Genomic DNA, 21,031 nt, shown 5'->3' with positions numbered 1-21,031 from the left:
GCAATGATCTTGTATCATCACCTCTGATGAATAAAACCGGATACCCCCTCTTTCAGGAAATACCCGGTATCTTTTGTTTGCCTTTAAACCGTCTCCATTACAGTCCTAAGCATTGTACCATTCTCGGCAAGGTTCGTATGCCAGGATAGTGCTTTTTCTAAGACATGCGGGGTTTGTCCACCTCTTGTCAACGCTTCCTGATAATACTCACGAAGCTGGTCGCGGTATATAGGATGAGCACAACGCTCGATGATCAGCTCTACACGCTCTCTTGGTGCTAACCCGCGCAGGTCGGCATAACCTTGCTCAGTGACGATAACGTCGACATCATGTTCAGTGTGGTCGACATGTGAGACGAACGGGACAATGCTTGAAATTTTGCCGTCTTTCGCTATAGACTTTGTCACAAAGATCGCGAGACGGGCATTCCTCGCAAAATCACCGGAGCCGCCAATTCCGTTCATCATTTTCGTACCGAGTACGTGAGTCGAATTGACATTGCCATAGATATCTAATTCCAATGCTGTATTGATCGAAATCAATCCAAGACGGCGAATGATTTCAGGATGGTTGGAAATTTCCTGAGGTCTCATGATCAATAGGTCCCTATATTTATCAAAATCTGAAAATACCTGTTTCATTTTCGCATCCGAAAGTGTAATCGAGCAGCAGGAGGCAAAGCGTACTTTTCCTGCATCCATCAGGTCGAATACCGCATCCTGCAATACCTCCGAATAGACTTCCAAATCCTCGAATTCAGAATCGAGCATTCCATGAAGGACAGCATTTGCGACTGAACCGATTCCTGACTGCAGTGGCGCAAGACGTTCAGTCAACCTTCCTGCTTGCACTTCCTTCCGCAGGAAATCCATCAAATGATGAGCCATGATCACTGTTTCCTCATCTGGAGGTACGATCGTCGAAGGCGAATCCTGTTGATCCGTAAAAACAATTCCTTTTATCTTATCTGGATCCACCTTTATTCCAACGTCACCAATTCGGTCATCAGGTTTTCTCAATGGAATCGGATCCCTCTCCCCTTGTTTTCCTGGCGAATATAAATCATGCAATCCTTCCAGCTCTGCAGACTGGGACAGATTGATTTCGATGATGATCGATTTAGCGTGCTGGGCAAAGTTCAACGAGTTACCGATAGAGGTGGTTGGAATGATCATGCCGTCTTCCGTAATTGCAACCGCTTCCAAAATTGCGATGTCTACCTCCATTACGTTTGCTCGCAGCAGTTCAGCCGTATGGGACAAATGCTGGTCTACAAATAAGAAGTCACCATGGTTGATCCCTTTTCGCATAGTCGGATCGGCCTGGAAAGGAAGTCTCTTACCAAGGATTCCAGCTTCAGCAAACAATTTATCAACATCTGAACCTAATGAGGCTCCAGTATACACGTTCACTTTAAACGACTCTTTTTCGGCACGGTCGACCAAGGCGAATGGAACCGCTTTCACATCACCTGCACGTGTAAAGCCACTTAATCCTAAAGTCATTCCATCTTCAATCCAGGATGCTGCTGTTTTTGGTGTTATCACACGGTCTCGGAGACATGTGTCTCTAATGCAATCAAGTTTATTCTCCATAAATCCCATCCCTCTCAAAATAATGAATATTACAATAATTCTAACGTTGATCGGGGGTGGGATTGGCTTTTTTAGAATAAGATACAAGAACTTCGGATGAACGACCGGATTGTGAGACTGAAACAGAATCGTAAGGAACCACCCTTAGCTTTTTCGTCTTCGCTTAAAACCCGAGCAATTTACGAAAATAGCTGGAATAGGTTTGGCTCACGGAAACCTGGGCACCATTCTTCATCGAAAGCATGAACGTAGAATGGGTATCCGGGTAAATCTCCCTGATATGATTGACATTCACAATAAAGGAACGATGGCAACGTATGAATGATTCCTTCGGCAATAAGTATTCGAATTCTTGCAACGAATACTTATGAGTACCTGAAAACCCTTCAGTATACACATAAGTCTTCTTTTCCTTTGCCTCAAGATACATCACTTGTGAAAATGGAATCGGAATCCATCCATCAGGAGATTTGACGGTCACGACAGATTTCCCCTCGGTCAATGCAGGAAAAATTGCGGTGACACATCCTTCCAGCTGACCTTCATGGAGAAATGGAACAGCCATGCCGTGATATGGAACACCGAATATATCCCGATCAATGAATTCAGAGACTTTTTGTTTTGTTACCAAAGCTTTATGAGCAATCGTACCGTTTTTTACAGGATCTCCTGGCTTGATCTTCAAATCAATCCGCTTACTAGGCCGATAATAAATATATTCCTCTGTATTCGATACAGCGATTGAGATTTCATCAGAAAACAATTCCCCGATCACATCTAAAAGAGAAACGACAGTTATGCTTTCCATCTTGACACATCCTTAGCAAATCTATTCTCACCTTATTTTATCCCTTATCTATAATGTTTTCTATGGCTACAGAGTACCTCGGTTCATCATGAGGCTTCTTATTTCCCGTTTCTTCCGTCCACAAAGGAATAATCCTTCTTTTCTAGAAAAAGAAATGCATGTACTTTTTAAAAAAGTCTCTCTTAATGTTCATTGGTGATATATGCAAAATTCACTCCTTCTGCGGGCTAAAGAAAGCGGACGCAACCCGCTTAGTCACGTAGGTCACTGGAAGACTGACGAGGAGGCTCGAACCAAACAAAGTTCGGTTCTGCCGTGGGTAAACACTCCGAACTAAATCAATGTGTCGACCGCCGCAGGAGGTCTGAAGTGATCCAAGTGGTTGGGCGATGGAGCTAGACACCCTCCTCTGCACCCAAACTTTTTACAGACTTAGCCTAATTCCGAAAGCCTCCTCGATCGCTTTTCTCGCTGGAGTGTCTCGAATTAGAAAATTTCCTGCAAATATCAACATAACTGTTTAACCAAGCCTTTTAAAAAGGAGCAAATGAAATGATTTCGATCCAGGATATTCGAAATGCACGTAAAAACATTCAGGCCACATGCTTGTGAACGCTACGAACATTGTGGATTTGTTCGCTTGTATTCAACATGTGAAGTGTTTTCCTCTTCATTGGTAGGAAAAGAGGAATCGATTTTTAAGTGGATTCGAAATCATAAACGGTTATAAAAAATTAAGACATGTATCCTGTTAAATAGTAATGACATTAGACAAAGAATCGGCCTGATCTCCTGTTATAGGGTGACTATGAGCAATTCGATTTCGAATGGGATATAAGTTATGTAGGTGCGAAAAGAATGTGGGGGTCAGATCCTCAAATGGTGGATAGACGGAGAAAAGAGCGTTCCAACTCATGGAGTTATAGATTTTCAATCGGTGCTCTCGGAGGTTTTCTTTGAAGAAGTTTGGGAGCTTTGTAGACCAGAATGGACCATAGTGTTGAATCATGCGTTTTGATATTTAATTTCGTAATGCGTTTTCGATCTCATATAATTGCTGGTAAGCAACTTTCATCATTTCAATTTCTTTTAATTTAATCAAACAAATCACCTCTCAATGATTATATTTTCGATTTATTGTGACCGCTTGAAAGAGATGACACAGTTTTTGTTTGATAAATTGGGACTCTTCCAGTTAGAGACGGGCATTTTCACATGGACGAGCGAGTGAGATAGCCTTAGTCAATCATGCAGACCATTGTTTCGCTGTTTCTAGCAATTAATTTTACGTATGCCTTTGCAGTATTTTATTAATCTATATGACTCAATACTCATGAAAGAATGTATATAGGCTAATATTTATACAAATTTGTGAAGTAATGCTTACTGCACTAACTAGGCATTATTAAGAGGACAATTTTTCAAATCATTTTTTTATTCATAACTTATATTAATCACATTTACCATCTATTACGAAATGTATAGGGTGTGGGGAGGAGTTTATTTTTGGAAAAAGAAACACGTAATGGAAATATACCGCAGCCAATAAGGCAGGATGGTGCCGGTTTTGTCGATATTGGACCGCGGAACGTCATGCTAGACCTTCAGAACCCTGACTTGCTGGTTTCGCCGGTTACCGATGCAGAAACGATCCCAAACTTAAAGTTTTCATTTTCCCATGCTCCAATGACGTTAAAGCATGGCGGATGGTCAAGACAAGTGACGACCAGAGAATTGCCAATTGCAACGACACTTGCGGGAGTCAATATGGCTCTAACACCGGGTGGAGTTCGTGAGTTACATTGGCATAAGGAATCTGAATGGGCTTACATGATTTTGGGAAAGGCCCGTATCACTGCAGTCGATCAGGACGGAAGGAACTTTATCGCCGATGTCGGCCAAGGGGATTTATGGTATTTCCCCCCGGGGTTCCGCACTCGATTCAAGGACTTGAGGGAGGTTGCGAGTTTTTGCTCGTCTTTGATGACGGCAGTTTCTCTGATCTCGATACTTTTTCTATCTCCGATTACTTCGCACATACACCAAAAAATGTACTGTCGGCTAATTTCGGTGTACCGAAAAGTGCCTTTGCCCATATCCCGAAACAACAGGTATACATTTTTCAGGGAAAGGTTCCCGGCTCACTTGAGAGCCAACAAGTACCAGATCCCTATGGTAGTGTACCAAAGAGTTTCACACATCGGCTGCTTGCGCAGGAGCCGATGGTTTTTCCGGGCGGTTCTGTGCGCATAGTTGATTCCAGCAACTTTCCCGTTTCGGTTACAACTGCCGCAGCTTTGGTAGAAGTCAAGCCGGGCGCAATGAGGGGAATGCATTGGCACTTTGCAGATGAGTGGCAGTATTACCTGACAGGGACCGCTCGAATGACGGTATACGCGGCCAATGGTCAGGCTCGAACTTTCGATTACCGTGCAGGTGATGTTGGATATGCACCAAAACCTTGGGGACATTACATCCAGAACACCGGTAATACATCTCTATGGTATCTGGCGATTTTCAGAACTGATCGCTATGCTGACGTCTCGCTAAATCAATGGATGGCGCTTACACCTCATGAGTTGGTACAGCAGAACTTAAATGTAGGGCCGGAGCTGATGAACGCACTACGAAAAGAAAAAGTTCAAGTAGTAAAATATCCGGGATTTTCCTAGGGTGTTGTTACACTATAGGGTTGCTTTACTGAAACAATTAATAAACATAAAAAAAGCCTAAATTATGCAAGTTTTTATATACCCTTGTATATTTCGGCTCTTTTTACATAAATAAAACATACTGCCATAAATAGCATTTTTAAATTACCATAACAGTTTGGCTTTGTTTAATAAGAGAATAATGGTTCGTAGAGGCTCCATGGTAAATGACATTGTTTTTAATCTTATTTCCATTTATGCGTGTCACTTTAAATGAGCAAAAACTGTATCATTTTCTTGACGGTCACATATGACCAATTATCAACAATTTCATTATATCCTTGTGTTTTAGTCGGCTTTAATTTAATTGCATTTTCCTCACTATTATCTTGGATGTTGGTATTTCAACTTGATCATTTTCATCTAGAGAGAATATTGCAAATTTACATTTGGATATGTAATGTCATCAATTGTTTCTTGATAAATACCCTGCTCTATGTTTTAGGAATTAAAAAAAACACCCCTAGCTTTTGCAATCATATGATGCTCATCATCATAAATTAAACAATCGGCATGCGTAAGGTTTTTCCCTTTCTTGAATACATGTGCATGCGCGAGTAAACAATCCCCTTTTGCGCCTTTTAAAAAGGTGACATTAAGGTCCACTGTCACTACTTTTTGTATATTGTTTTCATCAGCCTCAATTGTATTGCACATCGCTACATCAGCGAGTGATGATATGATCCCCCCATGTACCACTCCTACGCTATTTAAATATAGTTCTTTAATTGGTAAAACCACTTTAACACTCTTTTCGTCAATTCTTTCGTATTTAAGACCTAAGAATTCGTCAAATGGTTGTTGGATAAACACTGTCCTCACTCCAATTAACTAGGCGTTTGATTTTAATACTTTCATATAGCATAGCATAAAGTCTTTTAAAATGGATTCAACGTTTTTGAAAGGAAAAGAATAGAAGATAAACTTTTTAAGTCTTAGAGAATCGCTTCCGCCAGTAAGGAGTAAGATTGAATCTTATCTTGAAAATCATAGATATTGGTCAGGATCATGAATTCGTCCGTTTGATACAATTCACTTAATCGAAGGATTTCCTCTCTTACCTTTTCAGAAGTTCCGATTACCATTCGATTCCGATTTTCTATTACTTTTTCCCGGTCTTCTTTTGATAATGATATATTCTTTGACTCTTGCTTAGAGGGAATGGGGGTATCCCTCCCCTTCTCGACAGCTAACAGCCACAGGTCCTGGCTTAGCGCCATTTCTTCTGCTTGTTATGGATTTCTATCATTGATGGTATTTTATTGATTGGATTTAGTGTTTATTTTGGATACGAATTTATTTCGGAATTACAAAGAAAGTTAGATTTTAATCGTGATGAGAATGACCCAAAACTTACGGTTGAATGACTGAAATTTTGATGCGAAACTCCTTATACCACAAGTTAAAGAAAAAAAGGATGAAAATAAAAAACAAGAATCGCTCTAGATTAGAACAATTTCTTGTTTAAGGAATTCTATATGGCCATTTACAATTAATGGCGATGACAATTACTGTTCTTCTTTCGCTTCTAGAAAAGAATCGATTGATTCATCCAATAATCTTTCCCGATTTGGGTCTTCATTAACATCTGTATCCACTTCCATTTCTTGTTTGAATATGCCGTATGTATCATCTTCTTTATCTAATCGATTAATTTTTTTATTTTTTTATGTCTCATGTAATCTCCTTCTTTTACAGGTATTTTGATTTAGTATGACCAATTGATCTTAAGTACTACATATGATTTTTCGTATGATCTGTTTATTTTATTTTCTACCCATTCGCTCTTATTCCCAATCATCAAGATAATCCAGGCATACTTCTTTTAATCCTTGCAACTTTGTTATAAGTCCATCAATATCATACGTATGTATTGTATCAACCATCACGTTATCTTCTTCCGTTATTGAATGTATGTGTATTTCCATAGATCCGTCCCATCTGACATTGGCATCGAATGTGCCATCTTCATCCTCCAATTCTAATCCAATAATCTTTTCTTCCTCATTCAAATGCTTTGATTTGATGACCCACTTCATTTTTACACCACCTTAGATAATAACAACTCGGATTATGAGGTTTATTTATAGTTTGTCCCTTTTTGCAAACGGCCATTATAAATTCGGGGTAATCTTTCGGAAACCATAAAGCAAAAGATCGATCATTATGCTGTCTATTCATTCGTAAACCTTACTGTAAATATATGAAAAATAGTAGAGGTAACAAAACAAAAACCGTAGACTAGGGGTGATAGCTTGGTCATCTATGAGCGAGAAGTGGATTGGGTAATGATTCCGCAGCATCATCACGGCCTGCTTTCGGGTGATATAGCCCGACATTGGAATTCTGCTTATATCAAAGGAACTGAAAGATGGAGTGAGGTGATTTTTGCGATCGCACAACATGACCGTGGCTGGATCGATCTGGATGCAACTCCTTTTTGGATGATAGGGCCAATAAGCCTTATTCCTTCATCGATTTTCCTCTGAATCCCTAAGCTTACATTTTATAAAAAAGAATCGCTGAAGTAGAAAGACAGTCCTCGTACGCCGGATTGCTGTGCAGCCTCCACTACCATTCCTTTTTGATTGTGGACAAGGAGCCTGCTGCCATTGAATTCTCTAGACAGGAAAAAGCCAGGTAGCACCGTTTGAGGGAACAATTGAACCTCATTGGAGCGCATAATAAAGATCTATTAAAAAATCACTTTCTGATGGTCCAATTTTGTGATGATCTCTCTTTATATTTGTGTATACAAGAACCCGGAACCCCCAAGTTGGAAGAATTTCCTTGGTTTAAAGACGGATTTCGTCAAATCTTTCCATTTACAGACGAACAAAATATCACGGCAGAGTGGATCGACTCGAAGCAGGTATCTCTGAGTCCATTTCCTTTAGCTTCTACGGCAGTTGTATCCATTAAAGTAAAGGATGTAAAGAAAGCAGATATCCGTCATTGGGGGATAGCGAAAGCCTATAGGGATACGGAATGGAAAGAAAGAACATTTACTTTGATATAGACCTGTCATCACCATCGAGACATGACAAAGAAAATCACACGTTAACTAAATCCGTTATATCCGACCATAGTGAGTCCTATTTTGAAGCAATAAAATAAAGACAACATGGTTATGCAGTTGTATAAAAGAATGAAGGATTTTGATGAAAGTTAGTAAGTATCGTCAAGGTTCTTTTTTATGCTTCGAATACTGTATTGCAATTTAGATAACTTTTTAGAGTAAGACTTCATGGTTATTCGACAAAGTTAAATTATAACAGGGGATATAAATGATCAAAGAATGGAACCTACTATTAGCCTTTTAGTTTCAATATCAATTATCAAGATTGTATCTTTACTTCAATACAGCTCCTTTATAGTAGGAAATGTAAAGAGAAAGAAAAAATATCCCAGCATACCTCGAACCCAGAGCGATTCAATAAACTCACCTGCTTGATACTGCAAGGTGGTGTCCAAAAGCTATTTAAAATGAGAACAACCATGGAGAAAATGAAATACTCCATGGTTGTTTTCCCTTTTTGAGCTTTTTTTCGGAAACAGGCGGTTATGTTCAGTTTTTCTCAGGAGGAAGGGGATGATGATCCCTAATTAAATAGGTGGGTTCTAGACAAAAAGTGTGCGGGCTCTTCCGTGCACACTTTTCATAATCATTATTAAAATACAATCGTCTTATTTCCATCTACAATGATACGGTCTTCTAAATGCCATTTAACAGCACGAGTCAGAACACTTCTTTCAATCGATTGACCAATTTTCTTCAATGCTGCAACACTATCCCGGTGATCCACACGTATCGTGTCCTGTTCAATGATCGGGCCTTCATCAAGATCATTTGTTACATAATGCGATGTTGCGCCAATCAGCTTGACCCCCCTCTGATAGGCGCGATCATATGGTCTTGCACCGACAAATGCAGGTAAAAATGAGTGATGAATATTAATAATTTTATTTGGGTTAGCTTCGACAAAAGTTGGTGTTAAAATCTGCATATATCGTGCCAAGACAATAAGATCGACATCGTATTCCTTCAGCAGGTCCAGCTGTTTTGTTTCCACTTCCCTCCGATTTTCTTTATTTGCTGGAATATGATAAAAAGGAATGCCCAATGATTCTACACTCTCCTTCGAATCTTCGTGATTACTAATGACAAGAGCAATCTCAGTCATTAGATCGCCGTTTTGCCATTCCCACAGCAGTTCGCGAAGACAATGCAGCTCTTTAGATACGAAAATTGCGGTCTTCTTTACTTCTGAAGAAAACGTTATTTTCCAATTCATTTCAAAATTATCGGCAATGGTTTGGAATGAAGTGGTGATTGCTTCTTTTTTCGACTGCAAATCAGGGCATTCAAACTCAATTCGAATGAAAAAATCCCCGCCCTCAGGGTTTGTTGAATATTGGCTTGATTCAATAATATTGGCATTGTACTGGAACAAAAATCGTGAAACAGTTGCAACAATTCCAGGCTGATCAGAACAGTTAATCAGTAAGCACCCTCTGTTTTTCCTATTTTCCCTAAACTTATTTAGCACGTCTGAAATAAATGTACTCATGTCAATCTCCTTTTTGCCTGTATAGGGGATAAAGATAAAAGTGAATAATCTAGATACTAGTATAAAAAGAGGATTTAATAAAGGATTTTGTCCGGGCAATACGGAGCCCACTACAAAAATGGTAAAAGAAGGAGCGAAGGATCTGGAAGCATACCAGTTTGATTGGATTATTGGTATAGGAGGCGGCTCCGCAATGGACGTTGCTAAAGCAATCTGGCTCATTTTACGAGCACCCGGACCTTTCATTTGAGGAAACCACAGTTATGAAAAAACTGAGCTTAGTGGAATTGAACTGTATTGCGGATGATAGACACTTTTAAAAAAGTCCACTATCCTGTATAGGAATTTCAGGAGTAGTTATGACTTCAATTGGATCACATGGCACAATTTAATAAACCCTGACCTAAAATCAGCTAAAAATTATTGAACGTGATGACGTAATCGAGATTGCTAAAAAATGGGTATAATTTAATTAAGGTATTACTAATTCTCTGTAGGTTCGTTAATGCACTTTTAAAACGATGGTATATATCATCACCTAATTTTCGTAAGTAAATCGGATGAAATAACATAAGAGCCCGGAACATTCCAGGCTCTATTTTACTACTCATGAGGTAGTTACGACCACTCTTTCTTGTGCTTGTTCATATTCTTCCTTAAGCTCTTTGACGATTTCTGTGACGGATTGGACGTGGCGGATTTGGTTAACACCCTGCCCGGCGGACCATATATCCTTCCATGCCTTAGAATCAGATTGATTGAGAGAGGAGAGATCTACCTTCTCCTTAGATTTTAATTGTTCGATATCAATACCTGCTTTGGTGATGCTGCTTTTTAAGTAATTGGCTTTTACACCTGTGAACGTATCCGTGTAGATGAGATCATCTAACTTGGAATCAATGAGCATATCCTTATATTCAGCAGGTGCAAAGCTTTCTTTTGCGGGGATGAACCTCGTCCCCATGTAAGCCATATCCATCCCTAACGCCTGTGAAGCCAGAATATCTCGTCCGCTTGAAATACAGCCCGCCAGTATCGTAATTCCATCCCAAAACTCTCTTACCGCACCAGCGAAAGCAAAACTGTTTATCGTACCTGCATGCCCTCCCGCTCCTGAGCAGACGAGGATTAGTCCGTCTACCCCGGTTTTGGAAGCCTTCCGAGCATGCAACACAGTAGCTACATCAGAAAAAACGAGCCCTCCATAGCCATGGACGATTTCTACCACAGCAGAGGGATTACCTAATGACGTAATAACAATGGGTGGCTCATACTTTTTTACTAATTCAAGATCCGTTTCGTACCGTTTATTTGAACTGTGGACGATCAGATTTACTGCCCATGGGGCTACCTTTCTAGCGGGATTGTTTTCTTTGGCAGATACCAATTCAAAACGAATTCTTTCCATCCATTCTTCTAAAGTAGCTTCTGTTCGGGCATTCAATGATGGAAACGAACCGATGATCCCTGCTTTACAGCTTTCGATGACAAGTTCTGGGCTAGATACGAGAAACATTGGTGCGGAAATCACAGGCAGTGTCAGTTCTTTGACAATGTGCTCTGGCAGTTTTGTTTTCATAGGTAAAACTCCTTTCACGAAGCATAGTGAGTGTTCACAGGTCGTCGCCTTTTATGGAATCGAAAAGCTTCGTTTTATCAGGCCTACTTTTATCAACGATACGATTTCAGTCAACCAGAACTGAAAAACCGCTGTCGATGGATTATTAAGTCTAGCTATAAATAAAACAAAAAGCTACTATATAAGATTATCATTTTATAAGACTTTGAAAATATGACGCTTATATTTTTGAGAAAATCCCTCCCACTCTTAAATCCTTCGAATGGTTTATATATATCCTTTTTCTTTTAAGCTAGTATATCCAGATTCAGTATTAACGACCAGGTGATTTAGAACTTCTATTCCCATTATAGGACGCCAGCCTTAGATGACGTCTCGTTCCGTCAAATATCTTCCTCCTCATTACGGGTTAAAGATTTAATAAGGATGATTTGCTACAATAGCTGCACTGTTATTTAGGACGCATTTTTGAATACTTCTCTCATCATTTCGTCAACTCTACATTATAAAATTATTGAAAGAGTTGATTCTTTTTTTCCTTCCTATAAAAGATTGCTGCTGATATTGTGTTGGTGTAACTCCTTCGTATTTTTTGAACACCCTTGCAAAGTAATTGGGATCGGAAAAACCACATTTCTCGCTTACTTCCATTATGTTTTCACGGCTGTATAAACATTTTTTCGCTTTTTCAAGCCGACAGATTGTGATGTATTGAGTAATCGTATAACCAGTTTCTTGTTTAAAAAGTCTACTAAGATATTGTCCTGAAAGATGGACCAAACTAGATAAAGTATCTAAATTTAAATCTAAATAAAGGTTGTTTTCTATGTATTCTATGAGTGTTAAAATATCTTCATGTTCACAGGGTGCTTTTAAAGATGATGAAAACGATCGTTTTACTTCAGGTATATATTTTTTTAAGGCTTGCTTGACTTCACTAGGGTGAGCAGGTTTTAATAAATAATCATGTGTTCCTGAATTAATGGTTTTATAGACAGGGTCAGATTTATCGTAGGCCGTTAGAAGGATAACGTTGCATTCCGGAACATCTTTTTTGATCTTTTCTGCCGCTACCAAGCCATCCATAATAGGCATTTTTACATCCATAAGAACAACATCTATTCGCTTATTCTTAGCAAGGTCCAAAGCGTCCGCCCCGTTTGTTGCTTCAAATAATTCACTTATGCCGAGGTTTTCTCTTTTAATGATCATAGTCAACACTTCTCGTTCTAATGGTTCATCATCGACTATCATTAACTTCAAGACAAAACACATCCTTGTTTTGGAATGACCATCTGTACCTTAGTGCCAATTCCAGGTTGGCTTTCGATAGCTGTAATACCGTATTCTTCCCCAAAATAATATTGAATTCGCTTCTGGACATTATTCAAACCGATACCTGTAGTATGACTATACTTTTTCACACTTGAAGGTGAAAATATCGAGGATAAAATTTCCTTGGTCATCCCCACACCAGTATCCGATATTTCTATTACTACATTATCATTTTTTATAAATGCATGAAGTTTAATAACAACCGTACTATTCTGTGGTTCAAATCCATGTATGACAGCGTTTTCAATTATAGGCTGTAAAGATAGAATAGGCATTTTTAATGCTTCGCCATCAACTTCTATTTGTATTTCGTACTTTATTCGGTTACGGAAGCGAGATTTCTGGATATTTATGTAATTATTTGTGTAATCCAGCTCTTCCTTTAAAGTTACCAGCTGATCTATATTACGTAGGCTGTACCTCATGATTTTTGCCAGTGCATACGTTACATTTTGTGTTTGTTCAGCGTTTTCTAAATAAGCAAGTCTGGAAATAGTATTTAGTGTGTTAAATAAAAAATGTGGATTGATCTGGGATTGCAGTACCTTTAATTGTGTTTCCTGAAGTAGGTTTTCCAGCGTTGTACGAGCTTCCATCTCTTCAAACAGCTTTTTATTCTTCTCATTTAAATTTTGTTGTGCAAGATAATTAGAACCTATTTTAGTAATATAATTGGCTACGAGTTGAAGCATTTCTGTCGCTGCATCAATCCGCTGTTGACTTGTAAATTCAATCTTTTCAAAATAAAGCTGTAGGAGTTCTTGATCAATTGCTAAATGTTTTGTTTTCTCTCGGATCTCGTCCACAAGGATTTCATCACGATTTTTCACCAACACCTGTCCACATAGAACAGATCCAAGATATTTGCCATTAAGAATAATAGGTGCAGCTACATCAACTAGACCAGAATGACAATAATGCATCATGGGCTTTTCTTGTTCTGCTGCACTCTGTCCCACCTTTCGATCAGACAATACACATCGTTGCGAACCTTCTTCGGAGGAACGGATTTGCATACAAAAGCTCGTGAAATTAGATGGCTCAGTGACAGGAATGCCATGCTGATCCGCAATAATGACTGCCAAACCCATAGCATCTGAAAAGCGCTTTTGTATTTCCTGAAGAACCTCTACGTTCACAACATCACGTAATGTCAACATAGTCAATGTTAACCTCCACGTCTTTTATATTGAAAATTCACAATTGAAAGTCAGTTAACTTTATTATAGCTTATTCATTTTTCGTATAAAGGTCCAGCAAAAAGGATCACTTCAGTCACATCGTATTAAGAAGCGGTCCTGAAAAGCTCAGTTGGTTTCAGTGGAGGATGAAGATCCTCCACTGATTGTAGCGTTACTTTATTCAGGGAGACTGCCACTCAATATTGAATCATTTAGTTCATCAACTGCACACTGGGCTACTCGTACATCTTCTTCAACGGAACCACCACTTACACCTACCGACCCGATAATTTGACCGTTTTTATATAATGGAATACCCCCTCCGAATATAACAACTCGTCCGTTATTAGTGGTATTGATACCATAAAGTTCTTTTTCGTTTGCAGCTATCTGGGCCAAATCCGATGTCGGCATTTTCAAGGCAACTGATGTCCATGCTTTATTTTGCGCAAGCTCGACGCTTACTAATAAAGCATCATCCATTCGGTGGCATGCTATGAAATTTCCACCTTCGTCTACAATACTGATGACCATAGGAACTCCAATTTTCTTAGCTTCCATTTCAGCACTCTCAATCAGTTTTTTCGCTAATTCTAAATTCATAACACTCATTTTCCCCATCCTCTCTTACTAAATAGATAACAGTAGACCTTTAACTAAGCGGGCTGCATTCTTACCTAATCGGCGAGCATTTTGAAGGGTATCTTGTAAATAGGGCTCCTCTTGCTTCAATTTTTGGTGATGCACACACGATTTTCCATCTTTATCAATACCTATTCCCACTTGTAAGGGAGACATAGATGCAGCTTCATTCCCTAATTGAATAAAATCTCTTACATCATTCAACTTTTGAAGTAAGAATGGAACCCCTTCTTCTTCCAAACCTGCACAGACCTCTTGAAGCTGATCAGGGTCAACAGAGCTGTTATATAGAATAGTAATGTGAATTTTACGTTTATTCATTTTAATACCTCATGTTTAGCAGAGGATAAAACCAGTCCAGTAGCTACTGCATTTCGCGGACCTTCTGTGCCGCGTACATTGGCAAAACCTGCTACTATGCCGTACTTCCCCAATTCCTCTGTTAACATTTGCGGAATTTCAAAATCAAGTGCCGATCCCCCCACCATAACGACAAAAGACAGATGTTTTAAATTGCCTGTCGGGACTATCCGCTTAAGGGCTCGTAGCGCATTCGTCACAAACACTCTCCGCTTTGCACTTCGGCGGATATCTCTAATTTTCTCCATCGATGCTTTGATTGATAAAGGGGTAAGGTCTTCTTCTTCCCTGATGACCACTTTCCCGAATGTATACGGCGGGAAAGGAATTTCAGAAAATAACATCGTTCCATCCTCTAACTGCATATGGAATAAACTTAACACTTTGCCTAAAGAATGCTTTTTAATTTTTTCAGCCAGTTCTTTGTCCCCTAAAGCGAGTTCTGAATTTATGAGCATCGTGACCATGTCCCCGGCCCCGGCCAAGTGACTTGTTTTGATTTTGCCAGCTTCATTTATCATGGCAGCATCAGTTGATCCCCCACCCATATCAAGTATAACAATCGGTTTTCTCGTACCAGGCGTCGTTAAAGCTCCGCCAATTGCCATTTCTGCTTCAATACCTCCAACTTCAACTTCGCCCCCAACTTCTTTTTCCAATAAAGAAGCGACTCTTTGAACAGGAACTTTATCTGTTTTCACCATTGAGGCTAAAGCAACACCGCTTTCCATGGATAGCTCACCTGCCATTGACCCATTAATAGAAGTAGGGATTACTGCATCAACGGCGAGAAAATCAGAAATGGTAATTTCATTTGGTAATTGTCCTGTAAGTTGAGCCAAATCATGGCGAAGACCGTTGAACATCCCCCCCACATTGGTACCTGTTTCTCCAGTGACGTCTACTAATGCTTCGAGCTTTTCGTACTTGTTCATAATTGTATCAGCTCCATCATTAATGGGCACTTCATGCTTCTGATTGTTTTTTCCTATTAAAATGAGTCGGCCCGCTTCAATTTTACGTTCGACCACTTCCCCTTGTGGTGTCCGGATGACTACGGCGGACCGGTTGCCGACTAAGGCTTTAGCAACTAACGCTATTTGTATCGTCTGATCAGGATCTAAATGAAAGACAGTAGAAAGGCCATATGGATTGCTTAACATCCGAATCACGTGACCTGGTAAGGCAACTTCTACTGCAGCTAATTTCATAAGAGGAACTTTTTCAATCAATGCAACCTCGTCCACAATCGGAATCTTTTTCTTCAGGCGGTTGTGTACCAAGACTCCATCATCTTTTTGAACAATGGCACCAGTGATAGAAATTCCTTGACTTTCTGCCTGATTCAAGCGGTGAGCAACCCATTCATAATCAAAGCATTCAGGTATAACAGTAATATAATCTTGATCTTTTTTTTCTACGTCTAATAATTGATCGATCATCACCGTAATTCCTACACCTAAGCCAGCCCCACCTGGTGTATCAGGATTATGGCCTATCATGGACGATTCTGTGATAACCGTTTCACTAATGAGATCCATGGCCAAATCACCAATAACTGGCACAGCATCATTTAACCGAATCAAATCAATGTTCCTTATCTCTATGTTCGCTTTTTGTACTGCTCCCATCAATGCAAGGCGTATACCTTTTACGTTATCAACCGTTCCTTTTATTCCTGTTGTTTTGACTAAATGCTGGGAAATAAATTCCGTATGCTCTCCATCTACTCTCGCGATTGCCACTTCCGTTGATGAATTGCCAATGTCTACACCGGCTACAATCTTTTTTACCACTTTTTAATCCTCATACTTTTTTAATCTCCCACGTCTTTCGTACACATCCGTAGCTTCCCGGATTAATTTAGCGTTCTCTGACGCTCCAAATTCCTCTTCTAGTTCATCGGCAATCGCCAAAAGCTCTGCTTTAGTAGAACGGTTAGGGCGCAAAGCATTATAAATTTCTAAAATACGAACATCTGATATATTAATCATTTCAGCAGCTCTGCGGAAGTTTTTCGCAAGTTGAATTCTTCCTAAGTTTTCACTAATATTAGCATGCATTTCGAGTGTTTCTGGGCTGATACGTAAATCTGCACCTGTTATCTCACCATTTAACGCCGCATCCAATGTTAAGTCTTTATAGGCTTTTTTTGTGTGACTCAACAATAACTCAGGTTTTTTTGAACCAAGCGGATAATCTTCCTTTGTTAAATGTTTCTTTTTTTCTTGCGTAAGATGTTTCATTTTTCTCCCCCTTCTTTTATTAAAAATTCTGCTTTTAGTTCAACAGGCTTCTGATCCTGTACAAGCGACTGGCACTCTTTTAAATGAAGAAGTGCTGCTGCCGCTTGGTATTTTGGCCGTGTCATTTCATCATTCAACACAGGTACAGGATTCGGACTTTCTCCAAATGCATACATAGCAGCATTTCGTCCAATTGCACGATACATGTCTAATGTAATTAATGGGGATTGAGGGAATAATTCAAGATTGGTCAGCGGATCCAAATCTCGTTGGTGAATCACTGCTGTTCCCCGTGACTGCAAGCCGATACTGATACCTGAACCACTTATTTGGGCTGCTCCATGCGCCATAAAAGCCAAGTCCGCCGTGCGTAAGCTGCGAATGACACGTGGAACGGCTCCTTGCTCTTCGATTCCAGCAAGGATTTCACGCAGAACAGTACCGTGTTCAACTTTCACAATAGTTTTATTCATTTCTTTTCCAAAAGCAGGACCTACCGCTACGACAACTTCCCTTGGATTCGTTCCTTTGGTTGCTGGCCCAATTTCCGTTAATTTCATCTCAATTGAAAACATTTCGGTAATCATGTCGTATTCCTCCCTCAATCAAAATCTTGCGGACTAATGGCTTGACGAATGTTTTTGATTTCTTCCCACCTCTCAGAACTAAGACGATAGCCGGTTCCAGGTCCCTTATAATCGTTTTCATCATTTACCGCACTGATCACCACATTATCTTTATTAATAATGGCAGATGTATGCAAATAGTCGCCTGCTACCCTTTGTTTCAACATATTGAAAATTCGTTCAGCTGTCTCCCGATAACCACGCTTAGCCAAGATGAGAGCTACATCAAATCCCGATATCCCATCCCGTATAATTCGCTCTGCTGCTTTTAAATCCTCAACAACGTTTCGCTGTGGCATATCTTCACTACTATTGGCATAAGTGGCAGCTTCGATTTCTTCGTCTGTAATCAGAGGAAATCCCAGCTCTTCAAAAATAGCCTGTAACGATTTAGCCGCTTGAAAACGTGTTTTGATAAGGCTTTCTTCATCCACCGGTTTCAATCCACCGTCCACCATCATATCCCGTTGAATAATCAAGTAATCATCCAAATCACTAGAATCCATATTAGAACCTGCAAACATATCTTCGTTGTTTGGTACAGCAGCGAATCCGGCAAAAATGAAATCTGTCCCAGGTAGCATTTGACACAACATTTTGGCGCTGCGTCGGATTTCCGAATGTGAGAAAGTTTGGTCATTACCTGAAGCTACTTCCATATCAAACAATGTCGTAGCTAAGTTTTCTGCCAAGACGGCGCGAATCCCGCTCGGTACTGAGGCTGGTATGCCAATACAACTGATAGAACCATTTTGCAGCCCTTGAACACCTGCTCCTTTCGCCATCATGACACAGCGAATTTCTAAATAAAGCATCGATTTTCCTTCTGCTCCTGCCATTTGCACCTCGGAACCGGTACCTGATGTAAAGCGCATTTTAGCACCGCGTGAAGCGTAGGCCGAAGCTAAAAATGATTTTGACCAAGGTGTATCATCTCCGTCCATAAAAACAGATTCCGTACCATAAATAGAAACAGTCTCCGCATAGGAAGTCATTCCAAGCATTGCTAAACGCAATTCAGTCGCTTCTTCTAACGAATCTTGGGTTAAGACTCCGTTCCTGGCTGTTTGGGAACCTACGAGTAATGCTAACGCATTAAAAGGAGCATAACGGGCTACTCCAACCGTTGTTTCTTGTTCATCAAACCCATACATTGCGGCTTCGGCGGCATCCGCCGCCATTAAAACAGGATTATCGCGTACATTTGTGACATGGCATTGGTTGGATGGGGTTTTCCTTGCTCTCATCTTTTGTAGAGCCATCATCATTTCTACTACATTCATATGATTGAGGACCTCCAGCACTTTTGCAGGTGTGAGTCCTCTTGACAGGTCTACTATTTCTGATCGAGACACATTAATGTCCACCAATTTCCTCGCAATCTCTAAACTGTCAAGAGCCATTACTTCTTCTGCGACACTGGCATCGATCGTATAATCTGCAATAAACTGGTCCAACATATCAAAGTCTTCTCGTTTTTTACCATCTAACTCTACTATTTGACCACTTTCTATCCTAATAGAAGGCTTGGGATCATTAGGGCTGGACATGGCGACGAATCCCATTTCTGGCCATTCTGTTACAAATCCATCTTGGTTCACCGGTCTTTCTTCTAAAATCTCAAATCGTTTTGAACGTAACATAGGATATTCCCTCTTTCCTATAATGGATTAATAGGTTTCCGGTCTATAACATTTCCATCTACAACACATACTTTGAACTTTGTACGAGACTCCTCAAAAACAGATAGATCAATAGGACGTCCAAGGTGAACAATGTTACTAACGTAATAATTGAATAGAACTTCCTTAGATAATTCCCCTCCCTTATTAATTATGATTATATTTATTTTAATTTTCTGAAATCATTATGTCCCTAGACAAAATCTACATTCACTAGCATTTTATATACTTTTTAAATGATCACAACTCCAGATGTGAAGCCAGAAACAAAGGAAACTTCATCCAAAATGGTGGCAAAAACAGGTCAAATGAGGATTCACACGGGGTTGAAGTAAAGGTTACGAGAGTCGTCGATGGGGATACGATCGAAGTTCTCTACAACGGGAAAGAAGAGGACGTTCGATTGCTCCTGATCGATACACCAGAAACCGTCCAAGGATTCGACTTGAATTCTCCCTTTTTTTCAAGGGATTTTCATAACCTTTTAATTCGATATTCAGCGTTTATTCAGATTAGTGAAAACTCAAAGGATTACTAACAATATGTGGTAAAATAAACGAAATGATCTCGGTCATTCAGAAACAAATTATAGGGGGTATCCAAAAAGAATGAAAAAGAAAGTAAACGGCTTAATCTTGCTTTTAATGGCCATCTTTATCGTTGGTTGCACCATCGGAGAAGATCCATCCACTGCAGATAAAGAAACAGAACCGAATGTTGAAGCCGCAGAGAATACCGATACGAATCGTGAAACGGAAAAAACTGCTACAGAGGTGGTCGATGAACCAGACACAGAGGAACCAGAAGCAGAAGAAACCTCAACCGAAACAAAGGATGATCGGTTTTCAGGATACGATCGCCTTGAGGTTGATGGTGGTGATTTGTCTGGGCATCGTGAACCTAATGTCGTCGTTGACATTGGTTATGGAGACCGCGAATATTGGGCATTCACGAATGAACACGGACAGTTAGTGAGAGTCATTGCAGATGAAATCATTCTACAAGATGACAGCACGGAACCGGTATCATCGTCTGGAAGATACTACTCTGATGAGGCGAAGGTTCCTGGCGTCGAAAGTGCTATTTTAGATGAAGGACATATTATTGCTGATTCTCTCGGAGGCGTATCGAATGCTTATAATATCACGCCTCAAGAAAGCACGCTCAACCGGCACGGCGACCAAGCGTATATGGAAAGAAGCATCCGTGACGCAGGTGGGGCCACTCATTTTGAAGCCATTATCACCTATCCGTATACAGAAACGCAGATCCCTTCAAGTTATCAGTACACCTATACGTTGATGGGGAACGAAATCGTTGATACCTTCGACAATGTGAATCCTGATGAAGTTAACGAATCACTCGGCTTAACAGATAGCAAGCCTTCCGATTCAACGAGTTCTGACACAGAACAGGATCTTTCAAGCATTGATACGAACGGTAATGGACTGGTGACAATTAAAGAAGCGAAAGCAGCGGGCTTCAGTATGCCAATCACGAGCGATCATTGGTTGTACCCTCACATGCGAGATAATGATGGCGACGGGATGGTTGGAGAATAACGTTCGAGAAATTTGATACAAAACCATAACAAAAAGGCTCGGGACTTCCTAACGGGTTCGGTTTTGAGGTACAAAATCGGAAATCGAAGCTAAAATCGCAATGTAAATCACACGTTTTTCACAGGCAGTTTCT

Annotated in this window: 18 protein-coding genes and 2 pseudogenes; 5 read left to right on the top strand and 15 right to left on the bottom strand. The window is 40.0% G+C overall.

The annotated features are described in order from the left end of the window. Positions 1–83: 83 nt before the first annotated feature. Positions 84–1,595 (bottom strand): acetyl-CoA hydrolase/transferase family protein, encoded by a 1,512-nt coding sequence (locus ACTWQL_RS22095; protein WP_443144544.1) that lies wholly within the window; start codon positions 1,593–1,595, stop codon positions 84–86. A 163-nt stretch (positions 1,596–1,758) separates the two neighbouring features. Further along, the gene (locus tag ACTWQL_RS22090; RefSeq protein WP_443144543.1) at positions 1,759–2,403 is read right to left on the bottom strand and encodes a LytTR family DNA-binding domain-containing protein; all 645 of its coding nucleotides are present in this window, start codon (positions 2,401–2,403) and stop codon (positions 1,759–1,761) included. 1,506 nt (positions 2,404–3,909) lie between these two features. On the opposite strand from ACTWQL_RS22090, the pseudogene ACTWQL_RS22085 reads away from it, so the two are divergent. Further along, positions 3,910–5,075, top strand: a pseudogene (locus tag ACTWQL_RS22085) (oxalate decarboxylase family bicupin). Between the two features lie 480 nt (positions 5,076–5,555). On the opposite strand, the gene ACTWQL_RS22080 reads toward ACTWQL_RS22085, so the two are convergent. The 3 genes from ACTWQL_RS22080 to ACTWQL_RS22070 all read right to left on the bottom strand — a co-directional run bounded on the left by ACTWQL_RS22080 (position 5,556) and on the right by ACTWQL_RS22070 (position 7,153). Beyond that, the gene (locus ACTWQL_RS22080; protein ID WP_443144542.1) at positions 5,556–5,927 is read right to left on the bottom strand and encodes a PaaI family thioesterase; all 372 of its coding nucleotides are present in this window, start codon (positions 5,925–5,927) and stop codon (positions 5,556–5,558) included. A 122-nt stretch (positions 5,928–6,049) separates the two neighbouring features. Continuing rightward, on the bottom strand, positions 6,050–6,334 hold the full coding sequence (locus tag ACTWQL_RS22075; protein WP_443144541.1) for a hypothetical protein: 285 nt from the start codon (positions 6,332–6,334) through the stop codon (positions 6,050–6,052). A gap of 567 nt (positions 6,335–6,901) precedes the next feature. Then, positions 6,902–7,153: a hypothetical protein gene (locus ACTWQL_RS22070; protein WP_443144540.1), complete on the bottom strand. Its 252-nt coding sequence runs from the start codon at positions 7,151–7,153 to the stop codon at positions 6,902–6,904. A gap of 216 nt (positions 7,154–7,369) precedes the next feature. Between ACTWQL_RS22070 and ACTWQL_RS22065 the strand changes: the two genes are divergently transcribed. Both ACTWQL_RS22065 and ACTWQL_RS22060 read left to right on the top strand, forming a co-directional pair. Beyond that, the gene (locus ACTWQL_RS22065; RefSeq protein WP_443144539.1) at positions 7,370–7,603 is read left to right on the top strand and encodes a DUF3891 family protein; all 234 of its coding nucleotides are present in this window, start codon (positions 7,370–7,372) and stop codon (positions 7,601–7,603) included. A 29-nt stretch (positions 7,604–7,632) separates the two neighbouring features. After that, a pseudogene (locus ACTWQL_RS22060) lies at positions 7,633–8,133 on the top strand (DUF3891 family protein). Positions 8,134–8,785: 652 nt separating this feature from the next. On the opposite strand, the gene purU reads toward ACTWQL_RS22060, so the two are convergent. Then, on the bottom strand, positions 8,786–9,685 hold the full coding sequence (gene purU, locus ACTWQL_RS22055) for a formyltetrahydrofolate deformylase (RefSeq protein WP_443144538.1): 900 nt from the start codon (positions 9,683–9,685) through the stop codon (positions 8,786–8,788). Between the two features lie 40 nt (positions 9,686–9,725). On the opposite strand from purU, the gene ACTWQL_RS22050 reads away from it, so the two are divergent. Then, positions 9,726–9,935, top strand: a complete 210-nt coding sequence (locus tag ACTWQL_RS22050; protein ID WP_443144537.1) for an iron-containing alcohol dehydrogenase — start codon at positions 9,726–9,728, stop codon at positions 9,933–9,935. Positions 9,936–10,292: 357 nt separating this feature from the next. On the opposite strand, the gene ACTWQL_RS22045 is transcribed toward ACTWQL_RS22050, so the two are convergent. The 9 genes from ACTWQL_RS22045 to ACTWQL_RS22005 all read right to left on the bottom strand — a co-directional run bounded on the left by ACTWQL_RS22045 (position 10,293) and on the right by ACTWQL_RS22005 (position 19,297). After that, the gene (locus tag ACTWQL_RS22045) at positions 10,293–11,264 is read right to left on the bottom strand and encodes an NAD(P)H-dependent flavin oxidoreductase (RefSeq protein ID WP_443144536.1); all 972 of its coding nucleotides are present in this window, start codon (positions 11,262–11,264) and stop codon (positions 10,293–10,295) included. Positions 11,265–11,762: 498 nt separating this feature from the next. Continuing rightward, complete coding sequence (locus ACTWQL_RS22040; protein WP_443144568.1) at positions 11,763–12,518, bottom strand: response regulator transcription factor; 756 nt, start codon at positions 12,516–12,518, stop codon at positions 11,763–11,765. Positions 12,519–12,523: 5 nt separating this feature from the next. Beyond that, positions 12,524–13,759 carry a sensor histidine kinase gene (locus ACTWQL_RS22035; RefSeq protein WP_443144535.1) on the bottom strand — a complete coding sequence of 412 codons (1,236 nt, stop codon included), beginning with the start codon at positions 13,757–13,759 and terminating at the stop codon, positions 12,524–12,526. A 198-nt stretch (positions 13,760–13,957) separates the two neighbouring features. After that, positions 13,958–14,392 (bottom strand): GlcG/HbpS family heme-binding protein, encoded by a 435-nt coding sequence (locus ACTWQL_RS22030; RefSeq protein ID WP_443144534.1) that lies wholly within the window; start codon positions 14,390–14,392, stop codon positions 13,958–13,960. Between the two features lie 18 nt (positions 14,393–14,410). Then, positions 14,411–14,743: a glycerol dehydratase reactivase beta/small subunit family protein gene (locus tag ACTWQL_RS22025; RefSeq protein ID WP_443144533.1), complete on the bottom strand. Its 333-nt coding sequence runs from the start codon at positions 14,741–14,743 to the stop codon at positions 14,411–14,413. Further along, positions 14,740–16,578 carry a diol dehydratase reactivase subunit alpha gene (locus ACTWQL_RS22020; RefSeq protein ID WP_443144532.1) on the bottom strand — a complete coding sequence of 613 codons (1,839 nt, stop codon included), beginning with the start codon at positions 16,576–16,578 and terminating at the stop codon, positions 14,740–14,742. The genes ACTWQL_RS22025 and ACTWQL_RS22020 overlap by 4 nt, the downstream gene beginning before the upstream one ends. Positions 16,579–16,581: 3 nt before the next feature. Further along, positions 16,582–17,028: a diol dehydratase small subunit gene (locus tag ACTWQL_RS22015; protein ID WP_443144531.1), complete on the bottom strand. Its 447-nt coding sequence runs from the start codon at positions 17,026–17,028 to the stop codon at positions 16,582–16,584. Then, positions 17,025–17,615, bottom strand: coding sequence for a propanediol/glycerol family dehydratase medium subunit (locus tag ACTWQL_RS22010; protein WP_443144530.1), 591 nt, complete (start codon positions 17,613–17,615; stop codon positions 17,025–17,027). The genes ACTWQL_RS22015 and ACTWQL_RS22010 overlap by 4 nt, the downstream gene beginning before the upstream one ends. A gap of 14 nt (positions 17,616–17,629) precedes the next feature. After that, on the bottom strand, positions 17,630–19,297 hold the full coding sequence (locus ACTWQL_RS22005; RefSeq protein ID WP_443144529.1) for a propanediol/glycerol family dehydratase large subunit: 1,668 nt from the start codon (positions 19,295–19,297) through the stop codon (positions 17,630–17,632). A gap of 647 nt (positions 19,298–19,944) precedes the next feature. Between ACTWQL_RS22005 and ACTWQL_RS22000 the strand changes: the two genes are divergently transcribed. After that, a complete protein-coding gene (locus tag ACTWQL_RS22000) occupies positions 19,945–20,898 on the top strand; it encodes a DNA/RNA non-specific endonuclease (RefSeq protein WP_443144528.1) in 954 nt (317 codons plus the stop codon). Positions 20,899–21,031 lie beyond the last annotated feature (133 nt).

This window comes from Pseudalkalibacillus sp. R45 (assembly GCF_052246725.1).
Taxonomy (GTDB): Bacteria; Bacillota; Bacilli; order Bacillales; family Fictibacillaceae; genus Pseudalkalibacillus.
The sequence above is the reverse complement of the archived record's forward strand: the minus strand, read 5'-3'. Positions and strand labels throughout refer to the sequence as shown.

Excerpts from the sequence above, each read along its gene's own strand:
- ACTWQL_RS22095 (WP_443144544.1), bottom strand. The coding sequence starts at position 1,595 with ATGGAGAATAAACTTGATTGCATTAGAGACACATGTCTCCGAGACCGT.
- ACTWQL_RS22090 (WP_443144543.1), bottom strand. The coding sequence starts at position 2,403 with ATGGAAAGCATAACTGTCGTTTCTCTTTTAGATGTGATCGGGGAATTG.
- ACTWQL_RS22075 (WP_443144541.1), bottom strand. The coding sequence starts at position 6,334 with ATGGCGCTAAGCCAGGACCTGTGGCTGTTAGCTGTCGAGAAGGGGAGG.
- ACTWQL_RS22070 (WP_443144540.1), bottom strand. The coding sequence starts at position 7,153 with ATGAAGTGGGTCATCAAATCAAAGCATTTGAATGAGGAAGAAAAGATT.
- purU (WP_443144538.1), bottom strand. The coding sequence starts at position 9,685 with ATGAGTACATTTATTTCAGACGTGCTAAATAAGTTTAGGGAAAATAGG.
- ACTWQL_RS22045 (WP_443144536.1), bottom strand. The coding sequence starts at position 11,264 with ATGAAAACAAAACTGCCAGAGCACATTGTCAAAGAACTGACACTGCCT.
- ACTWQL_RS22040 (WP_443144568.1), bottom strand. The coding sequence starts at position 12,518 with ATGATAGTCGATGATGAACCATTAGAACGAGAAGTGTTGACTATGATC.
- ACTWQL_RS22035 (WP_443144535.1), bottom strand. The coding sequence starts at position 13,759 with ATGTTGACATTACGTGATGTTGTGAACGTAGAGGTTCTTCAGGAAATA.
- ACTWQL_RS22030 (WP_443144534.1), bottom strand. The coding sequence starts at position 14,392 with ATGAGTGTTATGAATTTAGAATTAGCGAAAAAACTGATTGAGAGTGCT.
- ACTWQL_RS22025 (WP_443144533.1), bottom strand. The coding sequence starts at position 14,743 with ATGAATAAACGTAAAATTCACATTACTATTCTATATAACAGCTCTGTT.
- ACTWQL_RS22015 (WP_443144531.1), bottom strand. The coding sequence starts at position 17,028 with ATGAAACATCTTACGCAAGAAAAAAAGAAACATTTAACAAAGGAAGAT.
- ACTWQL_RS22010 (WP_443144530.1), bottom strand. The coding sequence starts at position 17,615 with ATGATTACCGAAATGTTTTCAATTGAGATGAAATTAACGGAAATTGGG.
- ACTWQL_RS22005 (WP_443144529.1), bottom strand. The coding sequence starts at position 19,297 with ATGTTACGTTCAAAACGATTTGAGATTTTAGAAGAAAGACCGGTGAAC.
- ACTWQL_RS22000 (WP_443144528.1), top strand. The coding sequence starts at position 19,945 with ATGAAAAAGAAAGTAAACGGCTTAATCTTGCTTTTAATGGCCATCTTT.